General features: G+C 58.9%; 14 protein-coding genes. 10 read left to right on the top strand and 4 right to left on the bottom strand.

Annotated elements, in window-relative coordinates:
- Positions 1 to 17: 17 nt before the first annotated feature.
- Positions 18 to 1358, top strand: coding sequence for an MFS transporter (locus GHO41_RS15930; RefSeq protein ID WP_153434095.1), 1341 nt, complete (start codon positions 18 to 20; stop codon positions 1356 to 1358).
- A 96-nt stretch (positions 1359 to 1454) separates the two neighbouring features.
- Here GHO41_RS15930 and GHO41_RS15925 read toward each other — a convergent pair whose 3' ends face one another.
- Positions 1455 to 2450, bottom strand: coding sequence for a GlxA family transcriptional regulator (locus GHO41_RS15925; protein WP_048370230.1), 996 nt, complete (start codon positions 2448 to 2450; stop codon positions 1455 to 1457).
- A gap of 267 nt (positions 2451 to 2717) precedes the next feature.
- Between GHO41_RS15925 and GHO41_RS15920 the strand changes: the two genes are divergently transcribed.
- On the top strand, positions 2718 to 4766 hold the full coding sequence (locus GHO41_RS15920) for a c-type cytochrome (protein WP_153434094.1): 2049 nt from the start codon (positions 2718 to 2720) through the stop codon (positions 4764 to 4766).
- 99 nt (positions 4767 to 4865) lie between these two features.
- Here GHO41_RS15920 and mrdA read toward each other — a convergent pair whose 3' ends face one another.
- Positions 4866 to 6761, bottom strand: a complete 1896-nt coding sequence (gene mrdA / locus GHO41_RS15915; protein WP_048370234.1) for a penicillin-binding protein 2 — start codon at positions 6759 to 6761, stop codon at positions 4866 to 4868.
- A 194-nt stretch (positions 6762 to 6955) separates the two neighbouring features.
- Between mrdA and GHO41_RS15910 the strand changes: the two genes are divergently transcribed.
- Positions 6956 to 7879, top strand: coding sequence for a 1-aminocyclopropane-1-carboxylate deaminase/D-cysteine desulfhydrase (locus GHO41_RS15910; protein WP_153434093.1), 924 nt, complete (start codon positions 6956 to 6958; stop codon positions 7877 to 7879).
- 74 nt (positions 7880 to 7953) lie between these two features.
- On the opposite strand, the gene GHO41_RS15905 is transcribed toward GHO41_RS15910, so the two are convergent.
- Positions 7954 to 8499, bottom strand: coding sequence for a cytochrome b (locus GHO41_RS15905; RefSeq protein WP_048370237.1), 546 nt, complete (start codon positions 8497 to 8499; stop codon positions 7954 to 7956).
- Between the two features lie 92 nt (positions 8500 to 8591).
- Positions 8592 to 9548, bottom strand: coding sequence for a DUF1853 family protein (locus tag GHO41_RS15900; RefSeq protein ID WP_153434092.1), 957 nt, complete (start codon positions 9546 to 9548; stop codon positions 8592 to 8594).
- A gap of 99 nt (positions 9549 to 9647) precedes the next feature.
- On the opposite strand from GHO41_RS15900, the gene GHO41_RS15895 reads away from it, so the two are divergent.
- From GHO41_RS15895 to GHO41_RS15865, 7 genes are all read left to right on the top strand, one after another.
- The gene (locus GHO41_RS15895) at positions 9648 to 10538 is read left to right on the top strand and encodes an NAD(+) kinase (RefSeq protein WP_048370239.1); all 891 of its coding nucleotides are present in this window, start codon (positions 9648 to 9650) and stop codon (positions 10536 to 10538) included.
- Complete coding sequence (locus GHO41_RS15890; RefSeq protein ID WP_153327988.1) at positions 10538 to 11509, top strand: metallophosphoesterase; 972 nt, start codon at positions 10538 to 10540, stop codon at positions 11507 to 11509. Before GHO41_RS15895 ends, GHO41_RS15890 begins: the two co-directional genes overlap by 1 nt.
- Positions 11506 to 12375: a rhomboid family intramembrane serine protease gene (locus GHO41_RS15885; RefSeq protein WP_048370244.1), complete on the top strand. Its 870-nt coding sequence runs from the start codon at positions 11506 to 11508 to the stop codon at positions 12373 to 12375. Before GHO41_RS15890 ends, GHO41_RS15885 begins: the two co-directional genes overlap by 4 nt.
- A 29-nt stretch (positions 12376 to 12404) precedes the next feature.
- Positions 12405 to 12665 (top strand): YeaC family protein, encoded by a 261-nt coding sequence (locus GHO41_RS15880; protein ID WP_048370246.1) that lies wholly within the window; start codon positions 12405 to 12407, stop codon positions 12663 to 12665.
- Complete coding sequence (locus tag GHO41_RS15875) at positions 12662 to 13492, top strand: DUF2797 domain-containing protein (RefSeq protein ID WP_048370248.1); 831 nt, start codon at positions 12662 to 12664, stop codon at positions 13490 to 13492. Before GHO41_RS15880 ends, GHO41_RS15875 begins: the two co-directional genes overlap by 4 nt.
- Before the next feature lie 13 nt (positions 13493 to 13505).
- Entirely contained in the window at positions 13506 to 16163 is a 2658-nt protein-coding gene (gene pepN, locus GHO41_RS15870; protein ID WP_153434091.1) for an aminopeptidase N, read from the top strand.
- Positions 16164 to 16437: 274 nt separating this feature from the next.
- Positions 16438 to 21108: a dermonecrotic toxin domain-containing protein gene (locus GHO41_RS15865; protein ID WP_153434090.1), complete on the top strand. Its 4671-nt coding sequence runs from the start codon at positions 16438 to 16440 to the stop codon at positions 21106 to 21108.
- Positions 21109 to 21149: the final 41 nt, after the last annotated feature.

Raw genomic sequence — 21149 nt, 5'->3', positions numbered from 1 at the left:
CAATGAGGGTATTTGTCATGTCCACCGTCTCGTCCACGCTTTCCCTGACCGCCGAACAAGAGCTCGAACTCAGCAGTGAACGCAAGGCCTTGCGCCGCGCGGCTACCGCCAGTTTTCTGGGCAATTTTGTCGAGTGGTTTGATTACGCTGCGTATGGCTATCTGGCGACCATCATCGCCTTGACGTTCTTCCCGCAGACCGATGCGGCAACCGGTCTGCTGGCAACCTTCGCGGTGTTTGCGCTGTCGTTTATCGTGCGTCCCATCGGCGGGCTGGTATGGGGCCATTTTGGCGACAAATACGGGCGTCGCAGCGCCTTGGCCTGGTCGATTTTGATCATGACTGTCTCGACCTTTTGCATTGGCTTGTTGCCGGGTTACAACCACATCGGCCTGTGGGCTCCGGCGCTGCTGTTGTTGATCCGGCTGGTGCAGGGCTTTTCGGCCTCCGGTGAGTACGCGGGGGCTTCGGCGTTTTTGGCCGAGTACGCGCCCCAGGGCAAGCGCGGCTTTTACACCAGCATTGTCCCGGCGAGCACCGCCGCCGGGCTGTTGTTCGGTGCGGTATTTGTCGCGGGGCTGCATGCGCTCATGACCGTTGAAAACCTCCATGACTGGGGCTGGCGCTTGCCGTTCTTGCTGGCCGCGCCGTTTGGTCTGGTCGGGCGTTATATCCGCGTCAGCTTGCAGGATTCACCCAAGTTCCTGGAGATGGAAAAACGCCTGGAAGCCAAGGAGTGCGCGACCCACGCGCCGATTCGCGAATTGCTCACGGTGCATCGTCGTGCAGTGGTCATCGGGATCGGCGTGACCTGCTTGAATGCCGTGGCGTTTTACCTGCTGCTCAGTTACATGCCGACGTACCTGTCGACAGAAATGGGCATGAGTGAAAGCGATTCATTTATCGCTTCTACCGTGTCTTTGGCGACCTACATCGGCTTGATCTTTTTGATGGGCAAACTGTCCGATCGCTTTGGTCGCAAGACCATGCTGGTGGCGGCGTCGGTGCTGTTTTTGCTGCTGACGTTTCCGCTGTTCGGGATGCTCGGTAACCCGTCGCTGATGGTGATTTTGATGATTCAGATTGCTTTCGGGGCGATTCTGGCGATGAACGACGGCACCTTGCCGTGTTTCCTGGCCGAGATTTTCCCGACGCGGGTGCGCTTCAGCGGTTTTGCCTTCAGCTTTAACATCGCCAATGCCGTGTTTGGCGGCACCGCGCCGTTTATTGCGACCTGGCTGATCCAGCTGACGGGTAACAAAATAGCCCCGGCCTGGTACTTGTTGGCCGCGGCTGCCGTGGCCTTGATCGCGATGCTCGCCAGCCGCGAGACCGCGTACAAGGCATTGCAGGATTAACAAAAAACGCGCGGGTTTCTGTTGGGGCGAGCTTGCCTCGCGATCTTTTAAACAGTCAAAAGATCGCGAGACAAGCTCGCTTCTACGTCTGCGGGATCAGTGCAACGCCACTTGCTTGCGCTCGCCAACCGGCGAGACGCCGAACAGGCGGCTGTAGCATTTGGAGAAATGCGCCGCCGAGACAAAGCCGCAGGCGAGGGCGATGTCACGCACTTGCGACTCGCTGCGCAGCAACAAGGTTCGGGCGCGGGCCAGACGCAGTTCCAGGTAGTACTGGCTTGGCGTGCGTTGCAGGTGTTTGTTGAACAGGCGCTCCAGCTGGCGCACCGACACGTCATTGAACCGGGCCAGGTCTTCAAGGCTGACCGGTTCTTCCAGGTTGGCTTCCATAATTGCCACCACCTGGCTGAGCTTGGGCTGCGAAGTCCCCAGCTTTTGCCGCAAAGGCACGCGTTGTTGCTCTTGCGCGCCACGGGCCCGATCGCACAACAGCAGCTCGGCGGCGTGGGCGGCTATCTCCCGGCCACCCGGTTCACGGGCGATCAATTGCAAGGTCATGTCCATGGACGCAACGCCGCCGGAACAGGTGAAGCGATCGCGGTCCATTTCGAACAACTGGTTGGAAATGATGATCCCGGGGAAGTGGTCTTTGAGGGTTTCAATGTCTTCCCAGTGGATGGTGCAGCGATAGCCCTTGAGCAAGCCTGCACGGGCCAACCAGTAACTGCCGGTACAAATGCCCCCCAAGGTGACTTTTTCGTGGGCCAGCTTGCGCAGCCAGTTCAGCAGGGGCCGACTGCTGAGGTGAGACACGATCGGGTTTGAGCCCACCACCAGCAATATGTCCAGTTTTGGTGCGTCACCAATGGCGTAGTCGGGCAGGATGCGCATGCCGTTGCTGGCGGTCACCGGGTCCAGGTTGGGGGCAATGATCACCGAGCGGAACAACTCACGCCGCGCCGCCATATTGGCCATGCGCAGGGTCTCAATCGCCGAGGCAAAACCGATAGTGGTGAAGTTCGGTATCACTAAAAAACCCACGGTTTTCGCCGTGGGCACATTAATCGACGAGCCTGTAACAGGTGCTGGCATTCCAAGGTTCCTTCTTACGCTCCAGGACGCGTCTAGCGTCGGGGTTTTCGCAGTTCGTTGCATTGCCCATTGCGCAACGTGTGATGCGCTGGAACCTTGCCAAGCATTTGTTATGCCAGCGGTTAAGCGTGGCTTGCGGCGTGTGGTGTGATCCGGGTCAAGCGATGTCATTTTGTTATCAGGTACAACCACCCATGAGGAGTTCATAAAAATAATGGTCCGCACCGAGGGGTCCACCCCAGGTCGGCGCCTTAAAGGAATAACGCCATGGTTTTAACCTTCCCGCGTCTGGCCATAGCCGGTCTGACGCTGATGAGTACCTTTGCAGCCTGCGCCAATGAGCCGAACCCGGCAGTTGGCTCCGCCCCCGAACCCACGCAGACCGAGCGCGGCCAGTACGTTGCCCAGCTGGGTGACTGCATCGCTTGCCACACCGCTAAAGGCGCGGCGCCGATGTCTGGTGGTCTGGCGCTGAAAACCCCGATGGGGACTATTTACTCGACCAACATCACCCCTGACCGCGACACAGGTATCGGCAACTACAGCTTTGAGCAGTTTGATGAGGTGATGCGCAAAGGTGTGACCCCGAGCGGGCAACACCTGTACCCGGCCATGCCGTACCCGTCTTACGCGAAGATGAGCGAAGGCGATATGCAGGACTTGTATGCCTACCTGATGCAGGGCGTAACCCCGGTCAAAAACGCCAACCTGGAATCTGAAATGAGCTTCCCGTTCAATCAGCGCTGGGGCCTGGCGTTGTGGAACATGATGTTCCTCGACACCCAGCCGTTTGTGCCCGATCCGGCCAGGACTGACGTGATCAACCGTGGCGCCTATCTGGTGCAAGGGTTTGGGCACTGCGGCTCATGCCATACGCCGCGCGGGGTGGCTTTCCAGGAAAAAGCCATGAGCGATGCCGGCAGCAGTGGCAAGCACTACCTGGCTGGCGAGACGGTCGAGGAGTGGCAAGCGTTGAGCCTGCGTAACCTGTGGACGGTGCAAGACACTGTGCAACTGCTCAAGACCGGGCAAAACCGCTTCGCCACGGTCTCGGGCAACATGGTCGATGTGATTCATCACAGCACCCAGCATTTTACCGATGCCGACCTGACGGCCATTGCCAGCTATTTGAAATCATTGCCAGCAGGCAAGGACGAGTTGCCGATGCCCGCAGTGGCCAACGCCCCGGCGCCTGCCCCTGAGACCTTGTTCAGCACTCGTGGCGGGCTGGGTTATACGCAGTTTTGCGCCGACTGCCACCGCCCGGACGGCGGCGGGGTCAAAGGTATCTTCCCGCCCTTGAATGGCAACCCGAGCATCCTTTCGCCTAACCCGACCTCGTTGTTGCATATCACCCTGACCGGCTGGCAAACCGCGCAAACGGCGGCTCATCCACGGGTCTACACCATGCCCGGCTTCGCGAGGCTGAGCGATGCCGAAATCGCTGAAATCCTGAGCTTTGTGCGCAGCAGTTGGGGCAATGACGCCGCGGCCATCAAGCCTGCGCAAGTAGCCAGGATGCGCAAGCAACTCGATCCGCAGACCACGGATTCCAGCGCCTTTGAAACCCCGCGCCTAGCCAATCTGTTAAGCGCATCCAACGCCGATCAAGTGATACGCGGCATGCGTCTGCACCTGCAAACCAAGGCTTTGCTCCCGGACAACGTCGGCAATGCGCTCAATTGCACCAGTTGCCACTTGAATGCGGGCACCGTGGCGGATGGCTCGCCGTTTGTGGGCGTGTCCGCGTTCTTTCCGGGATATGCGCCGCGTGCGGGCAAGGAAATCACTCTGGAGGAGCGGATCAACGGCTGTTTCCGCCGCTCGATGGACGGCAAGCCGCTGCCGGTTGCGTCCCCTGACATGCAGGCCATGGTGGCGTATTTCGACTGGATGAAAATGAACACCGCCCCCGGCGATAAAGTGGCGGGCCGTGGCGTCGGCAAGATCGACCCGGGCATCAAGCCCAATGTCGACAACGGCAAAGTGGTGTATGTGCAGCAATGCGCCGTGTGCCACGGTGATGACGGCCAAGGCCTCAAACACGCGGATGACAGCTATGTGTACCCGCCGTTGTGGGGCGATGAGTCGTTCAATATCGGCGCGGGCATGGCGCGTACCTACACGGCGGCGGCCTTTGTTAAGCGCAACATGCCGATCGGTTTTCACGAGAAATTCCCGTTGGGGCAGGGCGGCTTGTCAGATCAGGACGCCGTGGACGTGGCCGAGTACTTCTCGCACAAACCCCGGCCGGACTTCGTCGACAAGGCCAAGGACTGGCCGAAGGGCGGTAAACCGGTGGATGCGCGCTACTGAGTAAACCCGTGTAGGAGCGAGCTTGTCTCGCGATCTTTTAAAAGATCAAAAGATCGCGAGGCAAGCTCGCTCCTACAGGGCATTCGCCAGTGCGTGATATCAAACGTGCGGGGTGGTGTGGGGTTTTTCCTGTGGGCTGGCGTATTGCGGCTTGAGCACGCCGTGGTTGTCCAGCAACCAGGCGTCCATCACTTTACGTACCACCGGGCCAGCAACACGGCCACCGGCTTCACCGTTTTCAATCATCACCGAGATCACTATTTGCGGGTCTTCTGCCGGGGCAAAGCCGACGAACAAGGCGTTGTCACGGTTGCGCTCGGCAGTTTTCAAACGGTCGTAGCGCTCACCTTGCTTGATCGCCACCACTTGCGCCGTACCACTTTTACCGGCGATCCGGTATTGCACGCCCTGTGCCGCCGCCCTAGCGATGCCGCGCGGGTCATGCATCACCAATTGCATCGCGTGGTTAACCTGTTCCCACTCCTTGGGGTCGTGCAGCACGATGTTCGGCATCGGGTTTTCATCGACCGGCGGGGTGCTGTCGATGGTCTTGGCCAAGTGCGGACGGTTCCACACGCCTTTGTTGGCAATCAATGCGGTGGCTTGCGCCAGTTGCAGCGGCGTGACCTGCATGTAGCCCTGGCCAATACCCAGAATCACCGTTTCACCGGGGAACCAGGCCTGACGGCGGGTGCTGCGCTTCCATTCGCGGGACGGCATCAAGCCCGACGACTCTTCAAACATGTCCATCGAGACTTTCTGGCCCAGGCCGAACATCGACATGTAGTCGTGCATGCGGTCAATGCCCAGCTTGGACGCCAGATCATAGAAGTAGGTGTCGTTGGAGCGCATGATCGCCGCATTCAAGTCGACCCAGCCATCGCCGCTGTGGTTCCAGTTGCGGTATTTGTGGTCAACGTTGGGCAACTGGAAATAGCCGGGGTCGAAGACCCGCGTCGAGGCTGAAATCACGCCGCTGTCCAGGCCGGCAATCGCCACTTCAGGCTTGATAGTCGAGCCCGGTGCATACAGGCCGCGCAAGGCCCGGTTGAACAGGGGTTTGTCGACCGAGTCACGCAGGGCCGAGTAATCCTTGGAACTGATGCCGGTCACAAACAGATTGGGGTCGAAGCTGGGCTTGCTGACCATCGCCAGCACTTCACCGGTTTTCGGGTCGATGGCGATGATGGAACCGCGACGGTCGCCCAAGGCTTCTTCGGCGGCTTCTTGCAGGTGGATATCCAGGCTCAGGACAATGTTTTTGCCCGCCACTGCATCGTGGTGGCGCAACACGCGCATCACTCGGCCCTGAGCATTGGTCTCGACTTCTTCAAAACCCACCTGGCCGTGCAGTTCGTGCTCGTAAAAGCGCTCGATGCCGGTTTTGCCAATCGACTGGGTACCGCGATACTCGGTGGGGTCCAGTTGCTTGGCTTCTTTCTCGTTGATGCGCCCGACATAGCCCACCGAATGGGCAAAGTGATCGCCCTGCGGGTAATGGCGTACGAACTGGGCTTCGACATCAATGCCCGGCAAACGGTACTGGTTGACCGCCAGCAGGGCGATTTGCTCTTCGGTCAGCTCGTAGAGCAGGGTCGAGGGGTCAAACGGATGCCGGGCCTGCTTCATGGCCTTGGTGAACACCGCGCGGTCTTCTTCCGGCAAGTGCAGGATGCTCATCACGTTGTCCAGCACCTTGGCGGTGTCGCCAGCGCGTTCACGGGTGATGGTCATGTTGAAGCTGGGCTGGTTATCCGCCAGCAGCACGCCGTTGCGGTCATAGATCAGGCCGCGTTCCGGCGGGATGGGCAGCACGTGAACCCGGTTGTTTTCAGACACGGTGGAGTTGTAGTCGAACTCGGTGACTTGCAGAAAATACAGGCGGCCGATCAGCGTGCAACTGATCGCCAAGACCAGCAGGGCGCACGCAATCAGTCTTTTATTGACCAGCCGTTTCTCGGTGTCGTGATCTTTAAGAGGGATCGGCTCGGGCATGTTCCGGGTGTCTCATGTCAGTAAACAAAAGTGCAGCAGCCCGCAGGACGATAACGGGCAACAAAAGTCGGCGCACACCTTACCAAGAAGCTCGGGTTGAAGTCGGTTTATTGGTCGGTTGTTCAGCCAAAGCCGACAGTCTGCTGTGGCTGCGGGCTGCTGTAAACTCGCTTCCTTTTAGGGGAACGATGGCGATGTTGCCTTTGATTGACTGGCGCCCGCGCGCGCTGTTGCAGAGCTTACACCTGGATTGGCTGCAACAGGCCGGTGTCGAGGTGGCGGTCTTGCGCCTGGATCAGATCGACCCACTGATCAGTGGCAACAAGTGGTTCAAACTCACCGAGCACCTGACAGCCGCGCACGCCGCAGGCGCACAGGGTTTGATCAGCCTGGGCGGGGCTCATTCGAACCATTTGTATGCGTTGGCGGCGGCGGGCAAGCGCTTTGATTTTGCGACGGTCGGTCTGTTGCGTGGCCACCCGCAACAGACCCCGACCACGCTGGACCTTGAACGTTATGGCATGCACCTGCATTGGCTGGGCTTTGCCGGTTATCGGGCGCGGCATGCACCGGGCTTTTGGGCGCCATGGCAGGCGCAATACCCGGGATTGCAGCCGGTTCCGGAAGGCGGCGGAGGGCTGCCGGGTGCGCGGGGCTGCATGACCTTGGTGCATCAAGTGCGTGAGCAACTGACGGTGCCGGGGTGGGACGATTACGACGCCTGGTGGCTGGCGGCCGGTACGGGCACCACTCTGGCCGGCCTGGTGTTGGGTGAGGCGGGGCAGCGCAAGGTGTACGGCGCGTTGGCGGTGCCGGACGATCATGGTGTCGCCCCGCAAATCGAAGCAATTTTGCAGGCGGCGGGGCATATCGGGCGCGATTTTGAACTGATCGATGCCAGTCGTGGCGGTTTTGCCAAGGTAGATGAAGATTTGCTGGCGTTTATCCAGGCCAGCGAAGCGGCCAGTGGTTTGCCGCTGGAGCCGTTGTATACCGGTAAAGCCTTGATGGCGCTCAAAGCGGCGGTTGAGCAGGGGCGCATCGGCCGGGGGCAACGTGTGGTGTTCGTGCACACCGGCGGCTTGCAAGGCCGCCGGGGGTTTGCCTTCGCTTCGTAAACACCACCCCCGTAGGAGCGAGCTTGCCTCGCGATCTTTTGATCTTTAAGACAGCTCACCCCTAAGGCGTGAAATTAGCGTCCAGGCAGCATGCGCAGCAGGGTGTTGTCCTTAATCAGGTAGTGATGGCCGAGCCCGGCGAGGGCGTGCAGGCCGATCAGCCAGTAGCCGATGGTTGCGCCCAGTTCGTGCCAGCCTTTGATTTGCTTGGCGAGGTCTACGTTTTTCGCGGTCAGGGGCGGGATGTCGAGGCCATAGAAGAACACCGGCTTGTCGTTATGGCTGAGGATCAAATAACCCAACACCGGCATGGCGATCATGAACAGGTACAGCGCCCAGTGCATCAACGTGGCCAGCGCGCTTTGCCAGGCCGGGGGCGTGGGGATGATTTTCGGCGCGACGCCCAAGGTTCGCGCCAACAGCCGCAGCCAGACCAGCGCAAAAACCGTCAGGCCGAGCATAAAGTGGGCGTCTTTCATCAGGTTGCGACCGTCGCTGTCTTTCGGGAAGATGCCGCGAAATTCAATCGAGGCGTAAATCAGTACAAACAGCAGCACCATCAGCCAGTGCAGGGCGATGGAGACACGACTGTAGCGCTCAGGGGTGCTTTTCCAGGACATGGGGTTTCCTCACGGTTCAGGTTTAGCCTCCGTTCTTGTTCGACGGAGTGCCTTCACTGTAATACGCCTGTAAGGGAAAAAGCTGAGGTGGGTCAGTTTTCAGGGTTGCCGGGCACGTTGGGCCATAGGTCAGACACCAAAAACAGCCGCTCGGCTTCTTCCCAGTCGCCGCTGCCGTTCTCAACCAGACGCACCATAAGCTGTGCCGGAGCCTGAGGATGCAACTCGGCCAGCCACACGCTGAGCTGTTGTTCGCTCCATAACCCCTCAGGCGTTGCGTGCGCCGGGGCCAGCCAGGCGTGGCGGGGCAGGGGTTGCCAGCAACCTTCAGCGCTCTGGTGGATAAAGGCGGGCCAATCACGCTGATGCAGCCAGCGCCCCCGTAAATGCTGCGGGTGTGCGCCTGCGGGTGAAAGCGCATGCCCCGGCCACGGGTACAGCAGGTAACCGCCCAGCCACAGGCTGGCAGTGAACGTCTGAATATCCAGCCCGGCCAGGATCTCCCGGCTTTCAGGGCGGTTGGACATTGGCAGTTGGTGCTGGCTGAAGTGTTTGAGTTTGCGGTCCAGGCGGTCATTGCTGCCGGGGCCCAGCCAGTTGCCGGGGTCGCGGCCATCGGCCTGCTGCGGGCCAAGGTACAGCTTGATCGCCAGTTCCAGGTGGTGAACCCCGTCACGGTCGCGCAGTAACAGGTCGAGTTCACCCAAGGTGTGACCGCCCAAGCGGATTGGCAGGTTGGCCGCGAGCAGTTCTACCCCCGGCGCATGCTTGACGGCAAACTGCCAGAGCCGCTCGTAATAGCGCCCCAGTCGGCGCGTGGTGGCCAACGCCAGCCACTGCTGCAACGGCTCACTGTGCTGGTCCAGCGCTCGCAACCAGTGCTCCAGTTGGTCCGGTGCCTGCACCCAGTCGCTGCCAGCCAGCGGGTGGCGCTGTGGCCACGGGGTTTGGCTGAGCATGGGCGGGGCGAGGATGACCCACGCCAAATCACGCACCTCAGGGTGACGTAATTGGCGGGGCAGGTTGAGCAAGTCGGGAAAGAGGATCATTGTGCGAGCATAGCTCCCGTAGCCTGAAAGGGTTTTGTCTATTGTCGTGTTTCGACCATAATCGCTGTTTTCGCACGCCTACAACCTTGCAGGAGCCTCATGGAGCAATTTCGTAATATCGGCATTATTGGTCGTTTGGGCAGTTCTCAGGTGCTCGATACGGTTCGCCGACTGAAAAAATTCCTGCTTGAGCGGCACATGCACGTGATCCTCGAAGACACCATTGCCGAGGTATTGCCCGGGCACGGCTTGCAGACCTCCTCGCGCAAAATGCTCGGCGAAGTTTGTGACATGGTGATTGTGGTGGGCGGTGATGGCAGTTTGCTCGGCGCGGCCCGCGCACTGGCCCGCCACAATGTCCCGGTGCTGGGCATTAACCGTGGCAGCCTGGGCTTTTTGACTGATATCCGCCCGGATGAGCTGGAAGTCAAAGTCGCCGAAGTGCTCGATGGCCACTTTAAAGTCGAAAACCGCTTTCTGTTGCAAGCCGAAGTCCGCCGTCACGGTGAAGCCATCGGCCAGGGCGATGCCTTGAATGACGTGGTGCTGCACCCCGGCAAGTCGACGCGGATGATCGAATTCGAAATGCACATCGACGGCCAGTTCGTCTGTAGCCAGAAGGCTGACGGCCTGATCGTCGCCACGCCCACCGGCTCTACCGCTTATGCCATGTCGGCAGGCGGCCCGATCATGCATCCCAAGCTGGATGCCATCGTGATTGTGCCCATGTATCCGCACACCCTGAGCAGCCGGCCGATTGTGGTCGATGGCAACAGCGAGCTGAAAATCGTCGTGGCCAAGGACATGCAGATCTACCCGCAAGTATCGTGCGATGGTCAGAACCATTTCACCTGCGCGCCGGGCGATACCATTACCGTCAGCAAAAAGGCGCAAAAGCTGCGTCTGATCCACCCGTTGGACCACAACTACTATGAAGTGTGTCGGACCAAGCTTGGCTGGGGCAGCCGACTGGGCGGCAGGAGCGACTGATGCTCGATCCTGCGCGCAGTTACGATTTGATCGGTGACGTGCATGGCTGTGCTCATACCCTTGAGCACCTGCTGGAGCGTCTGGGCTATCGCAAACTCGCCGGTATCTGGCGACACCCGCAACGGATGGCGGTGTTTCTCGGTGACATCATTGACCGCGGCCCGCGAATTCGCGAGTCGCTGCATATCGTTTACGACATGGTCCGGACCGGTCAGGCGCTTTGCCTGATGGGCAACCATGAATTCAACGCGCTGGGCTGGTGCACACCGGCCCCTCCGGGGAGTGGCAAAGAGTATGTGCGCGAACACAATGCGCGGCACACCCGGCTGATCCACGAAACCCTTGAGCAGTTCGCCCAGTACCCCGGCGAGTGGCACGACTTTGTGCAGTGGTTCTATGACATGCCGCTGTTTGTCGACGCTGGGCGCTTCCGGGTAGTGCACGCCTGTTGGGATGCAGATGTAATAACCCCGCTGCGCGCCCAATACCCTGACGGCTGTATCGATCAGCCGTTTGTGCAGGCGGCCGCGTACGCTGACAGTTTTGCTCATCTGGCTTTCAACCGGCTGCTGCGCGGCACCGACATGCGCTTGCCAGATGGCCTGACCTTGACCGGCGGCGATGGCCTGACGCGGGCGTTCTTCCGCACCAAGTTCTGGGAAGACGACCCCAAAACCTACGGCGATATTGTCTTTCAACCCGACGCATTGCCTGATCGCGTGGCGCAAAAGCCGTTGTCCTCGACAGAAAAAGGCACCTTGCTGCGCTATCCCGTCGATGAGCCGATGCTGTTTGTCGGCCACTATTGGCGCAGCGGTGAACCCGCGCCCATACGGCCAAACCTGGCCTGCCTGGACTACAGCGCGGTGCTCTACGGAAAATTAGTGGCCTACAGGCTTGATCAAGAAACCCGGCTCGATCCCGCCAAGTTTGTATGGGTGGATGTAGAGCGCCCGGAGGCTGTGCAATGAGTGTGGTGGAGGTTTTACGCTTACCGATTTCGGTCGACCTTGCAGGCTTTGTTGCATTGCTCAAACGCATGCAAGTGCCCCATAGAGTCAGCGAAGAGGCGGGCGAGCAAGTGTTGTGGGCGCCCTCCGAGATTGCTGACGATGTGCGCAGGCTGTATGAGCAATTCCCCTTGGGCGACCCTGATAACCAGATCCCGATTGCCGAACGCCCGGCGGCGATGGGCCGTCCCGGCTTTGCCCAGCAATTGAAGGCCAGCCCGGCCACTGCTGTGATCCTGCTGATCTGCATCATCGTGGCGGTGATCACGCAGTTGGGTGACAACCTGTCCACCTTGAGTGCATTGACCTTTGTCGGCTTTAACATTCATGGCCAGTACGTAGAATTCACCCCCTTGTCTGAAAGCCTTGCTTCCGGGCAATGGTGGCGATTGATTACCCCGATGTTCATTCACTTTGGTGTCCTGCACATTGCCATGAACGGCATGTGGTTCTGGGAACTCGGGCGCCGGGTTGAAATACGCCAGGGCAGCATTAATCTGGTGGGCTTGAGTTTGTTGTTCAGCCTGGTGTCCAACTTTGCCCAATACCTGTTTGGCGGGCCCAGCTTGTTCGGCGGGTTGTCGGGTGTGCTCTACGGCCTGTTGGGGCATGTGTGGATTTATCAGGTGATGGCGCCCAACCCGGTTTACCACCTGCCCAAAGGCGTGCTGGTGATGATGCTGGTGTGGTTGGCGTTGTGCCTGTCCGGGCTGGTGTCGATGATCGGCTTTGGCGAAATCGCCAACGCCGCCCACGTCGGCGGGTTGCTGATTGGTTGCCTCACCGGTTTGCTGGGCGGGCTGTGGGCCAGCCGCAAACAGGTTTAATTTCATCCGTATTTCGAGAGTAGAAAAGCATGTCCTCTTTCAATGAAATGATTAAAAACATCACCCCTGATATCTATCAGAGCCTGAAACTGGCGGTCGAAATCGGCAAGTGGGCCGATGGCAACAAGCTGACCGCCGAGCAGCGCGAGCTGTCGTTGCAGGCGATGATCGCCTGGGAAGTGCAAAACCTGCCCGAAGAAGAGCGTACCGGCTACATGGGCCCGCAAGAATGCAGCTCCAAGTCGGCGCCCGTGCCAAACATCCTGTTCAAGTCGGATGCTATCCATTGATTGAGATTGGTCGCGGTGCAATCAGCAAAATGTCGGCAAGCCTGCAAGAGCCGACCGTTCAATATGCATTTCGTTTGGGCGATACCGAAGTGCCGGTCAATCCGTTGATCGGGACTAAACTGCGTCTGGAGTTCCTGGGGGAGATCAACTGCACCCACTGTGGACGCAAAACCAAAAAAAGCTTCAGCCAGGGCTATTGCTACCCGTGCATGACTAAACTGGCGCAGTGCGATGTCTGCATCATGAGCCCGGAGCGCTGCCATTACGACGCAGGCACGTGCCGTGAGCCATCGTGGGGCGAGAAGTTCTGCATGACTGACCATGTGGTGTACCTGGCCAATTCGTCAGGTGTGAAAGTCGGCATTACCCGTGCCACGCAACTGCCGACCCGCTGGCTGGATCAGGGCGCGAGCCAGGCGTTGCCGATCGTGCGTGTGGCGACGCGCCAGCAGTCGGGGTTTGTCGAGGACCTGCTGCGCACCCAAGTGGCCGACCGCACCAACTGGCGCGCACTGCTAAAGGGCGATGCACAGCCGGTGGATCTGGCGGCGGTGCGTGATGAGCTGTTTGGCAGTTGCGCAGAAGGCCTGCAGATCTTGCAAGAACGTTTCGGGCTGCAGGCGGTACAACCTTTGCATAGCGTCGAGCCCATCGAGATTCGCTACCCGGTCGAGCAGTACCCGAGCAAGATCGTGAGCTTTAATCTGGACAAAGACCCTGTCGTTGAAGGCACGTTGATGGGGATCAAGGGTCAATACCTGATCTTCGACACCGGCGTTATCAATATTCGCAAATACACGGCCTACCAGTTGGCCGTGCATCAGTAAAAAGGATTGCAGCATGCGCACCGAACAACCGCAAATGATCTACCTGAAGGATTACCAGGCGCCCGAGTACCTGATTGACGAGACGCACCTGACCTTCGAGTTGTTCGAGGACCACACGTTGGTCCATGCGCAACTGGTGATGCGCCGCAATCCCGCCCGTGGCGAGGGCTTCCCGGCCCTGGCGCTGGACGGCCAGCAACTGGAGCTGCTGTCGGTCAAGCTTGACGATGTCGAGCTGACCGCAGCGGACTACGAGCTGACCGACAGCCACCTGACCCTGCACCCGACCACCGAGCAGTTTGTGGTCGACACCAGCGTCAAGATCCACCCCGAATCCAATACCGCGCTGGAAGGTTTGTACAAGTCCGGCACGATGTTCTGCACCCAGTGCGAGGCCGAAGGCTTTCGCAAGATCACCTATTACCTTGACCGCCCGGACGTGATGAGCACGTTCACCACCACCGTGGTGGCCGAGCAGCATCGCTACCCGATCCTGCTGTCCAACGGCAACCCGCTGGCCAGCGGCCCCGATGAAGACGGACGCCACTGGGCGACCTGGGAAGACCCGTTCAAAAAGCCGGCCTACCTGTTTGCCTTGGTCGCGGGCGACCTGTGGTGCGTCGAAGACACCTTCACCACCATGACAAACCGCACCGTGGCGCTGCGCATTTACGTCGAACCCGAGAACATCGACAAGTGCCAGCACGCCATGAACAGCCTGAAAAAGTCCATGCGCTGGGACGAGGAAGCCTATGGTCGTGAATACGATCTGGACATCTTTATGATCGTGGCGGTGAACGACTTCAACATGGGCGCCATGGAGAACAAAGGCCTCAATATCTTCAACTCCAGCGCCGTGCTGGCCCGTGCAGAGACGGCGACCGACGCTGCTCACCAGCGGGTTGAAGCAATTGTTGCCCACGAATACTTCCACAACTGGTCGGGCAACCGCGTGACCTGCCGTGACTGGTTCCAGTTGTCGCTCAAGGAAGGCTTCACGGTGTTCCGTGATTCCGAGTTCTCGGCCGACATGAACTCGCGGGTGGTCAAGCGCATTCAGGACGTCGCCTTCCTGCGCACGCACCAGTTTGCCGAAGACGCAGGCCCGATGGCTCACGCCGTGCGCCCTGAGAGCTTTATCGAAATCTCCAACTTCTACACCCTGACTGTTTATGAGAAGGGCTCGGAAGTGGTGCGCATGCTGCAAACCTTGCTCGGCGCCGAGGGCTTTCGCAAAGGCAGCGACCTGTACTTTGAGCGCCACGACGGTCAGGCCGTGACCTGTGACGACTTCATCAAGGCCATGGAAGACGCCAATGGCGCGGACCTGAGCCAATTCAAGCGCTGGTACAGCCAGGCGGGCACCCCGCGTCTGGCAGTCAGCGAGCACTACGACGCTGCACAAAAAACCTACAGCCTGACCTTCGCCCAAAGCTGCCCGCAGACCCCGGACAAAGCTGAGAAACTGCCGTTCGTGATCCCGGTCGAGCTGGGCCTGTTGAATGCCCAGGGCGGTGAGTTGCCACTGCAACTGGCCGGCGAATCGGCGGCGGTCGGCACCAGCCGTGTTCTGTCGGTGACCGAAGCAGAGCAGACGTTCACCTTTGTCGGCATTAATGAAAAACCGCTGCCGTCCTTGCTGCGCGGTTTCTCGGCGCCGGTGAAATTGCAGTTTGCCTACAGCAGTGACCAACTGGTGTTCCTGATGCAACACGACACCGACGGTTTCAACCGTTGGGACGCGGGCCAGCAACTGTCGGTGCAAGTCTTGCAGACGCTGATTGGCCAGTATCAACGTGGCGAAACCCTGGTCATGGACCCGCGCTTGGTCGAAGCCCTGCGCAGCGTGCTGACCAATCCGCAACTGGATCAGGCGATGGTGGCAGAGATGCTGTCGTTGCCGGGTGAAGCCTACCTGACCGAAATCAGCGAAGTGGCTGATGTTGATGCCATTCACACGGCCCGTGAGTTTGCGCGCAAGCAATTGGCCGACAGCCTGTTCGACGAGTTGTGGGCGCGTTATCAGGCCAACCGTGAGGTGTCTAAAGTCACGCCCTATGTGGCCGAAGATGAGCATTTCGCCCGCCGCAGCCTGCAAAATATTGCGCTGTCGTACCTCAGCCTGAGTGGCAAACCTGAAGTTGTGAAAGCCACACTGGAACAGTTCGAAAACAGCGACAACATGACCGAGCGCCTGAACGCGCTGGCGATACTGGTCAACTCGCCGTTTGAAGCTGAAAAAGCCCTGGCCTTGGCCAGTTTTGCCGAGCACTTCAAGGACAATCCGCTGGTCATGGACCAGTGGTTCAGCGTGCAGGCGGCCAGCCCGCTGCCGGGTGGTTTGCAGCGCGTTCAGCAACTGATGGAGCACCCTGCGTTCACCATCAAAAACCCGAACAAGGTCCGGGCCTTGATCGGTGCTTTTGCCGGGCAGAACCTGATCAACTTCCACGCCGCCGATGGCTCAGGCTATCGCTTCCTGGCGGATCTGGTTATCCAGCTCAATGCCCTTAACCCACAAATCGCCTCGCGGCAGTTGGCCCCGCTGACCCGCTGGCGCAAATACGACAGCGCCCGTCAGGCGCTGATGAAGGCAGAGCTTGAGCGCATTCGTAGCTCAGGCGAGCTGTCCAGCGACGTGTTTGAAGTGGTCAGCAAAAGCCTGGCGTAAATTCGGCGGCTGACAAGGCGCTGACCGGCTACTCGGTCAGCGCCTTTTTTGTGTGCATTGAACACCGGTAGTCGCTGAACAATGGAGCCGAGTTGAGAGGCAGCCAGCAACGTTTTACTGCGTCAAGCGTCACTGACCCGCCCCATTGCTGTAAGCCACGTTAGCGCTGTCGGTAACGGAATACCGCAGTTGTGATTGCTATTTATTTTTAGATACCTGCGCAAGGTTGACGCAATGGCGCCGACCAACTCCTTCTATGTGCAGGTACACCGCCATGACTGTTCCGCTCGCGCCCCCGTTATCCCTCGGCCGCACTGAACTGCTAAAACAGAGCCTTATCCATCAATTCGATGGCCGCCCAACACTGCGCGCGGTCATTGCTAATGCGCTGGAAAAGGCTCTTAAGTACCCCTTTTTAGGCTGGCGCGTAAAAGTTCACGTACAGCAGATGCAAATCGTCTGGTCCGTCGACGCCAATGAGAAGCCTTTGCCTGCACTGCGCTGCGTACCGTTGCTGGACGCCATGCTCGAGCACATTGCGGTCGGCACGCCTCTGAATTACAGCTACTACGAGTCAAAACAATGCTATCTGGTGCAACTGGCCGAAGGTGAAGTGCTCAGTGCCGATACCCCTTCATTCCTTGATATAACCACTGTTGAACGGGCTATGCGCCATGTGCTGCAGCACTGGATCTGGTCATTTCAGCAGGCGATGCTGGATTTCTGGAACGAGCCTGTGCCCGGCTATCAGAGCCGCACCTTATGGCTGGGGCAATGGTTGAGTGACACCTTGCTGGCGGCCGCCAATAACTCGGCCGGTCTGAGTGATGAGCAGATTCAGGTGGTAAGGGGCATCGTCAGAACCCCTTTGTTAAGTGATCGCCTTCAGCAACTGCGGTATCGGGAGCAGCCTAAGGTCTACTTCGCCCAGATGGTGCTGGGCGGGGATGGTCCGACGGTCAATCTGCTGCTGCCTGATCTGTTGATTGTGCATGGCGTTAACGGGCAGGAGCAGCTTTTGCAGTGCCGACCAGGCGGGCACATCGAGTCCTTTGCTACGCTCGGAGCGTATGAGCGCGTGCTGGGTCGGACACTCCCGCACCGTTACCCGGCCAAGACCCTGACCTGCAAACGTTACGAACCCGCAGGTCACTGCTTGCAGGTGCAAGCGATGATCGTGCTCAACAACCAGGTCGAACGCATAACCTCGCTGGTGGACCGGGCAACCTCCGGCGTGCGTACGCTGGTTCAACTTGAACAGCACTTAAGGGACATTACCGACCCCGCAGCCATCGTCGAAGACGATGAGCTGCCGGCATCCGAGCCGCTGGCTCGCGTGTACAACGCCTTACCGGCGTGGTTACGCACCGCGCCTGTGCAAGATCGATTTGCTTACCGTTCGCACCTCACCGACCTTGCGGACATCACCCGCAAGGCCCGAGGCCGGGTTTTCAACGAAGGCATTGCCGACCTTCACACCTGGGCCAGGCAACAGTTGCAGCACAAGATGCGTCAGGACCAGCCGCTGGCACCGGGGTATGACCCGGATGACCTTATGCTCGACTTTGCAGTGCCTTCCGGGCCGTTTGGCACCGCCGGGCAGGTGCACACTGTCACGTTTACGTTGACCGAGCTGGCCCTACAAAACCTGGTGGCCTGGCCGGGTGGTCACATGACACTGCGACATAAACACAACCAACTGATTCAAGACTGGTGGCTCACCCCTGCCTACATCAAGCAGCTCATTTGGCGAATGAATATCGGTGAGGTCTATCCAGGCTTGATCCGTCGGCTGCTGCTGGACGATGCGCCCGAAGCCCTGCGTCGCGAAGGCTTGTATGTTGAGCAGTTGCGGGTGTCTTTGCCTTTGCTTGCGCTGGAAATGAAGCTGCAGGGGCAGGGGGGATTGACCGACTGGGGCTACCGGTGTGTAGCAGCCTTGATGCGGCCCCATGCCGAGACCCGCGTGTTAGAAGGGCAGACAGTGAACATCTGCCCGTTGGGCCTGGTGAAACACCCTCGCGCGGTGCCTGATTTTGTGAGCAACTTCTATGTGATCGGTACTGGCAACCCGTTAAACGGGCGGTGCGTGCTGTACCGACCACTGTTCAAGGAGGCGCTGATTGAGTATGCCTCGGTGCAAGAAATGCTGGATGCGTTCACGCATGCAGGTTCTTTGCGCGACAGCGTGCTGGACTGGTTGCCGGATGCGGCACGATCCAGCTATGCCGACAGTGCCTTGAGCCTTGCCCGTCGACCCGCACAGGCACAGTTCTTTACTCAGCCGCTGAACAGTCACTTCAAGCATGACCTGTTTCTGGGTACCGCTCGGGCGCTGGCGATGCTGGCTGAACGGCAAACCGTCTCGAATACTGAAAGCCGTTGGGCGAGCCTTAAAACGGGAGGCTGGTTGTTGCTGAACAGTGTGCTGGGGTCGCCGTGGGTCAAAGGTCCGCTGGCGTTGCTGGGGTGGGTGTATTTGACCATCACGGCAGTTCGTCAGGATGTTCAAGTGCTGCAAAGCGATGATGAACGTGCCCGGGCACCTGCGATTATCGACCTGCTGTTCAATATTGCTCTGGTGCTGCTGCATGGGGTGCCACGCTCGCCGGTAGTCAGTCTGGCGAATGAAAAGCCTGAACCGTGGCTGGCCTCCGTCGATGAAGCCCCTCTGATCGATAAGCCCCAGGCCCCTGTCGAGGTCAAGACTGGGCAGGTGTATTTTTTGGATGTCCCGGTGGGTAATAATCTCAGTGCCCTGGATTTTACGTGGTTCAACAATCCGAGAGTTGACTTCACACCCGCACAACTGTTTTGGCTGGACCGCAACCGGGGGCCGGACATCGGTACGGCCAAGCCTATTGCACACGGTCAACGCAAAGGCCTGTATGTCACGAAAAATGGCTGGTGTGCGGTGGTGCGGGGCTTCAGTTACCAGGTGTCCCTGGAGGACGAGGGCGTTGTTACCGTTAACCCGGGCAACCCACTGGATACAGGTCCTTGGTTGCGCAGTGACGGGGCAGGCACGTGGGATTTTGACACCGGCATGCGCTTGCGCGGTGGCGGACCCGGCCGTCGCAAGGCGTTGGATGAGCGACTGGCGCAACGCAATCGTCAGGTGAGTGAGCTAACGCGAAGGCTTGAAGTCTTTGTGGAGGGGGAAAAAACCACCAATGACAAAATCATTGAAGAGCTGGGCAGAGCCCTGGAAGCCACGGAGGGTGAGAGAAGCCAACAGTTTACTCATATGGAAAAGAACCTGCGGATCAAGTATTTGCGCACCGTGTTGGACCACGCCAAGGCCGATCTTGTGATGGGGCTAGAGAATATACAGGCCCGTCACGCTTTAAAGCCGGACCCACAGGACCACCACATCCTTGGTAGTTTTTACCGATCACTGTGCATGGTGTCGACCAATATGCTCTTTGCCCATAATGTTCAGGGCGGGCTGTTGAGGCAGTTGCATCCAGTTTTCAATACCCATGAGGCGCTTACGCTGGACGCCGCCGGCACAGCGCAGTATGTCGGGTTCAAACGTGACTTGCTGAAAGTCCAGATCCAACAAGTCGAAGAGTTTCAGACCCTCAAACGCTATCATCAAGCGCTCAAGGATGTGCCCCGTGTGGGCGAGAAAATGGCCCGTGAACAGGTGATCGGACAGTTCTTCACGGACGCCACCGGCATGGACCGCGAGGGCACGGAAATGGACTTTCAAAACCTGGTGTTAAGAACGTTGTGTGACCTGATGCCCAAAGACCTGTTTGGTGAGGTCTGGGAACGATTGAGCGCCATTACCGGACCCTTGGGCTATACGGTTGCGGCGCATTCGCAACTGGCCGACAGAACCCTGTTCACGTATGGCGAGCGCATCGAAATTCTGGAGAGCGTGCGTGAGCAGTATGCCAAGGCTCATGACGCCCTGGCGCTCTTGCAACTGGAGGTGGGCGAGCAGTTGAATATGGCTGATTACCATCGGCTGAACGAAGTGCTCGAAAGGCTCAATGTGACGGTGGATCAGGATCTGGCCCAAGAAATCAAGGAGCGTGATGAATGGCTGCCTCAGCAACCCGGGGCCTCCAGCGCGCAGCGCTCTACGCGGCGAATGATACGCACGCGCAATCAAGGCATTCTGATCGGCGTCGCCCGTGCTCGGGCATCTGAGCAGGAGCCGGAAGTCGTCGATGTCATGACTTCCACGTCTACTGTCGACCGCCGTACGCAAAGTCCTGAACCCGATAATCCCAAGCTTGTGTTCACCCGATCACCCGAGAGCACGTGGGACGAGATCCAAAAGCCGTTGCCTCGACAGGATGGCCGCCTATTGGGAGCTATTCGCAGTCAGTGCAATACGTTGCTGGGCAAACTCGATGAAAAAATCAGGCTGGTGAAACTGTACTCGGGCCGCTCCAGATACCCGCTGGAGATGGAAGAAACCCTGGAGAGAGAGGCGCAAAAGCTGGACGTGCTGATCGCTGAAATTGAACGCACCTTTGCCAATGAACCGGTCGTGGACAAACCCAAACCGGGCACTCCGCGTTCATTGCTCAAGCGCTTGCGCGAGGGGGCAACCAAGTTGCGCGAGCAAGGCATCTGGGTACTTAAGTCGGTGCCGCCGACCACGCCGGTGGTGGAGTTTCTGTTGAGCAAAGGCGAGGTCAGCCTGGTGCGCATTGGTCAACGTGTGGTTTTGAAGGGGGAGCGTCGGGATGTGGTTCAAGAGTACGAGGTGCGTACTAAAAACAACCAGGTGCTGTGGTACGCGCATCTGCATTACCCCGACCTCACCACACCTGCTAAATCGCCGTCGGCGGCGCATTTCAAGCTCAAGAATCAGCGTTATGACAGCCAGGCCAGCCTGGCTGCCAAAGGGAAAACGGCTACGGTGCATTACGGCAAAATCAGCGAAAAAATGCTCAATGATCGTTTTTGGCCCCTGGAAGGCTAAACGCTTCTGGCAAGCATAGGGTTGAAGGCCTTAATGGCCTA

The sequence above is a fragment of the Pseudomonas sp. FSL R10-0399 genome (assembly GCF_009600165.1).
Taxonomy (GTDB): Bacteria; Pseudomonadota; Gammaproteobacteria; order Pseudomonadales; family Pseudomonadaceae; genus Aquipseudomonas; species Aquipseudomonas helleri.
This window is presented reverse-complemented; position numbering and strand designations above follow the sequence as displayed.

Coding starts and splice junctions, on each gene's coding strand:
- GHO41_RS15910 (WP_153434093.1), top strand. CDS start 6,956: ATGTTGCCTTTGATTGACTGGCGCCCGCGCGCGCTGTTGCAGAGCTTA.
- GHO41_RS15890 (WP_153327988.1), top strand. CDS start 10,538: ATGCTCGATCCTGCGCGCAGTTACGATTTGATCGGTGACGTGCATGGC.
- GHO41_RS15905 (WP_048370237.1), bottom strand. CDS start 8,499: ATGTCCTGGAAAAGCACCCCTGAGCGCTACAGTCGTGTCTCCATCGCC.
- mrdA (WP_048370234.1), bottom strand. CDS start 6,761: ATGCCCGAGCCGATCCCTCTTAAAGATCACGACACCGAGAAACGGCTG.
- GHO41_RS15865 (WP_153434090.1), top strand. CDS start 16,438: ATGACTGTTCCGCTCGCGCCCCCGTTATCCCTCGGCCGCACTGAACTG.
- GHO41_RS15880 (WP_048370246.1), top strand. CDS start 12,405: ATGTCCTCTTTCAATGAAATGATTAAAAACATCACCCCTGATATCTAT.
- GHO41_RS15930 (WP_153434095.1), top strand. CDS start 18: ATGTCCACCGTCTCGTCCACGCTTTCCCTGACCGCCGAACAAGAGCTC.
- GHO41_RS15900 (WP_153434092.1), bottom strand. CDS start 9,548: ATGATCCTCTTTCCCGACTTGCTCAACCTGCCCCGCCAATTACGTCAC.
- GHO41_RS15895 (WP_048370239.1), top strand. CDS start 9,648: ATGGAGCAATTTCGTAATATCGGCATTATTGGTCGTTTGGGCAGTTCT.
- GHO41_RS15925 (WP_048370230.1), bottom strand. CDS start 2,450: ATGCCAGCACCTGTTACAGGCTCGTCGATTAATGTGCCCACGGCGAAA.
- GHO41_RS15920 (WP_153434094.1), top strand. CDS start 2,718: ATGGTTTTAACCTTCCCGCGTCTGGCCATAGCCGGTCTGACGCTGATG.
- GHO41_RS15885 (WP_048370244.1), top strand. CDS start 11,506: ATGAGTGTGGTGGAGGTTTTACGCTTACCGATTTCGGTCGACCTTGCA.
- pepN (WP_153434091.1), top strand. CDS start 13,506: ATGCGCACCGAACAACCGCAAATGATCTACCTGAAGGATTACCAGGCG.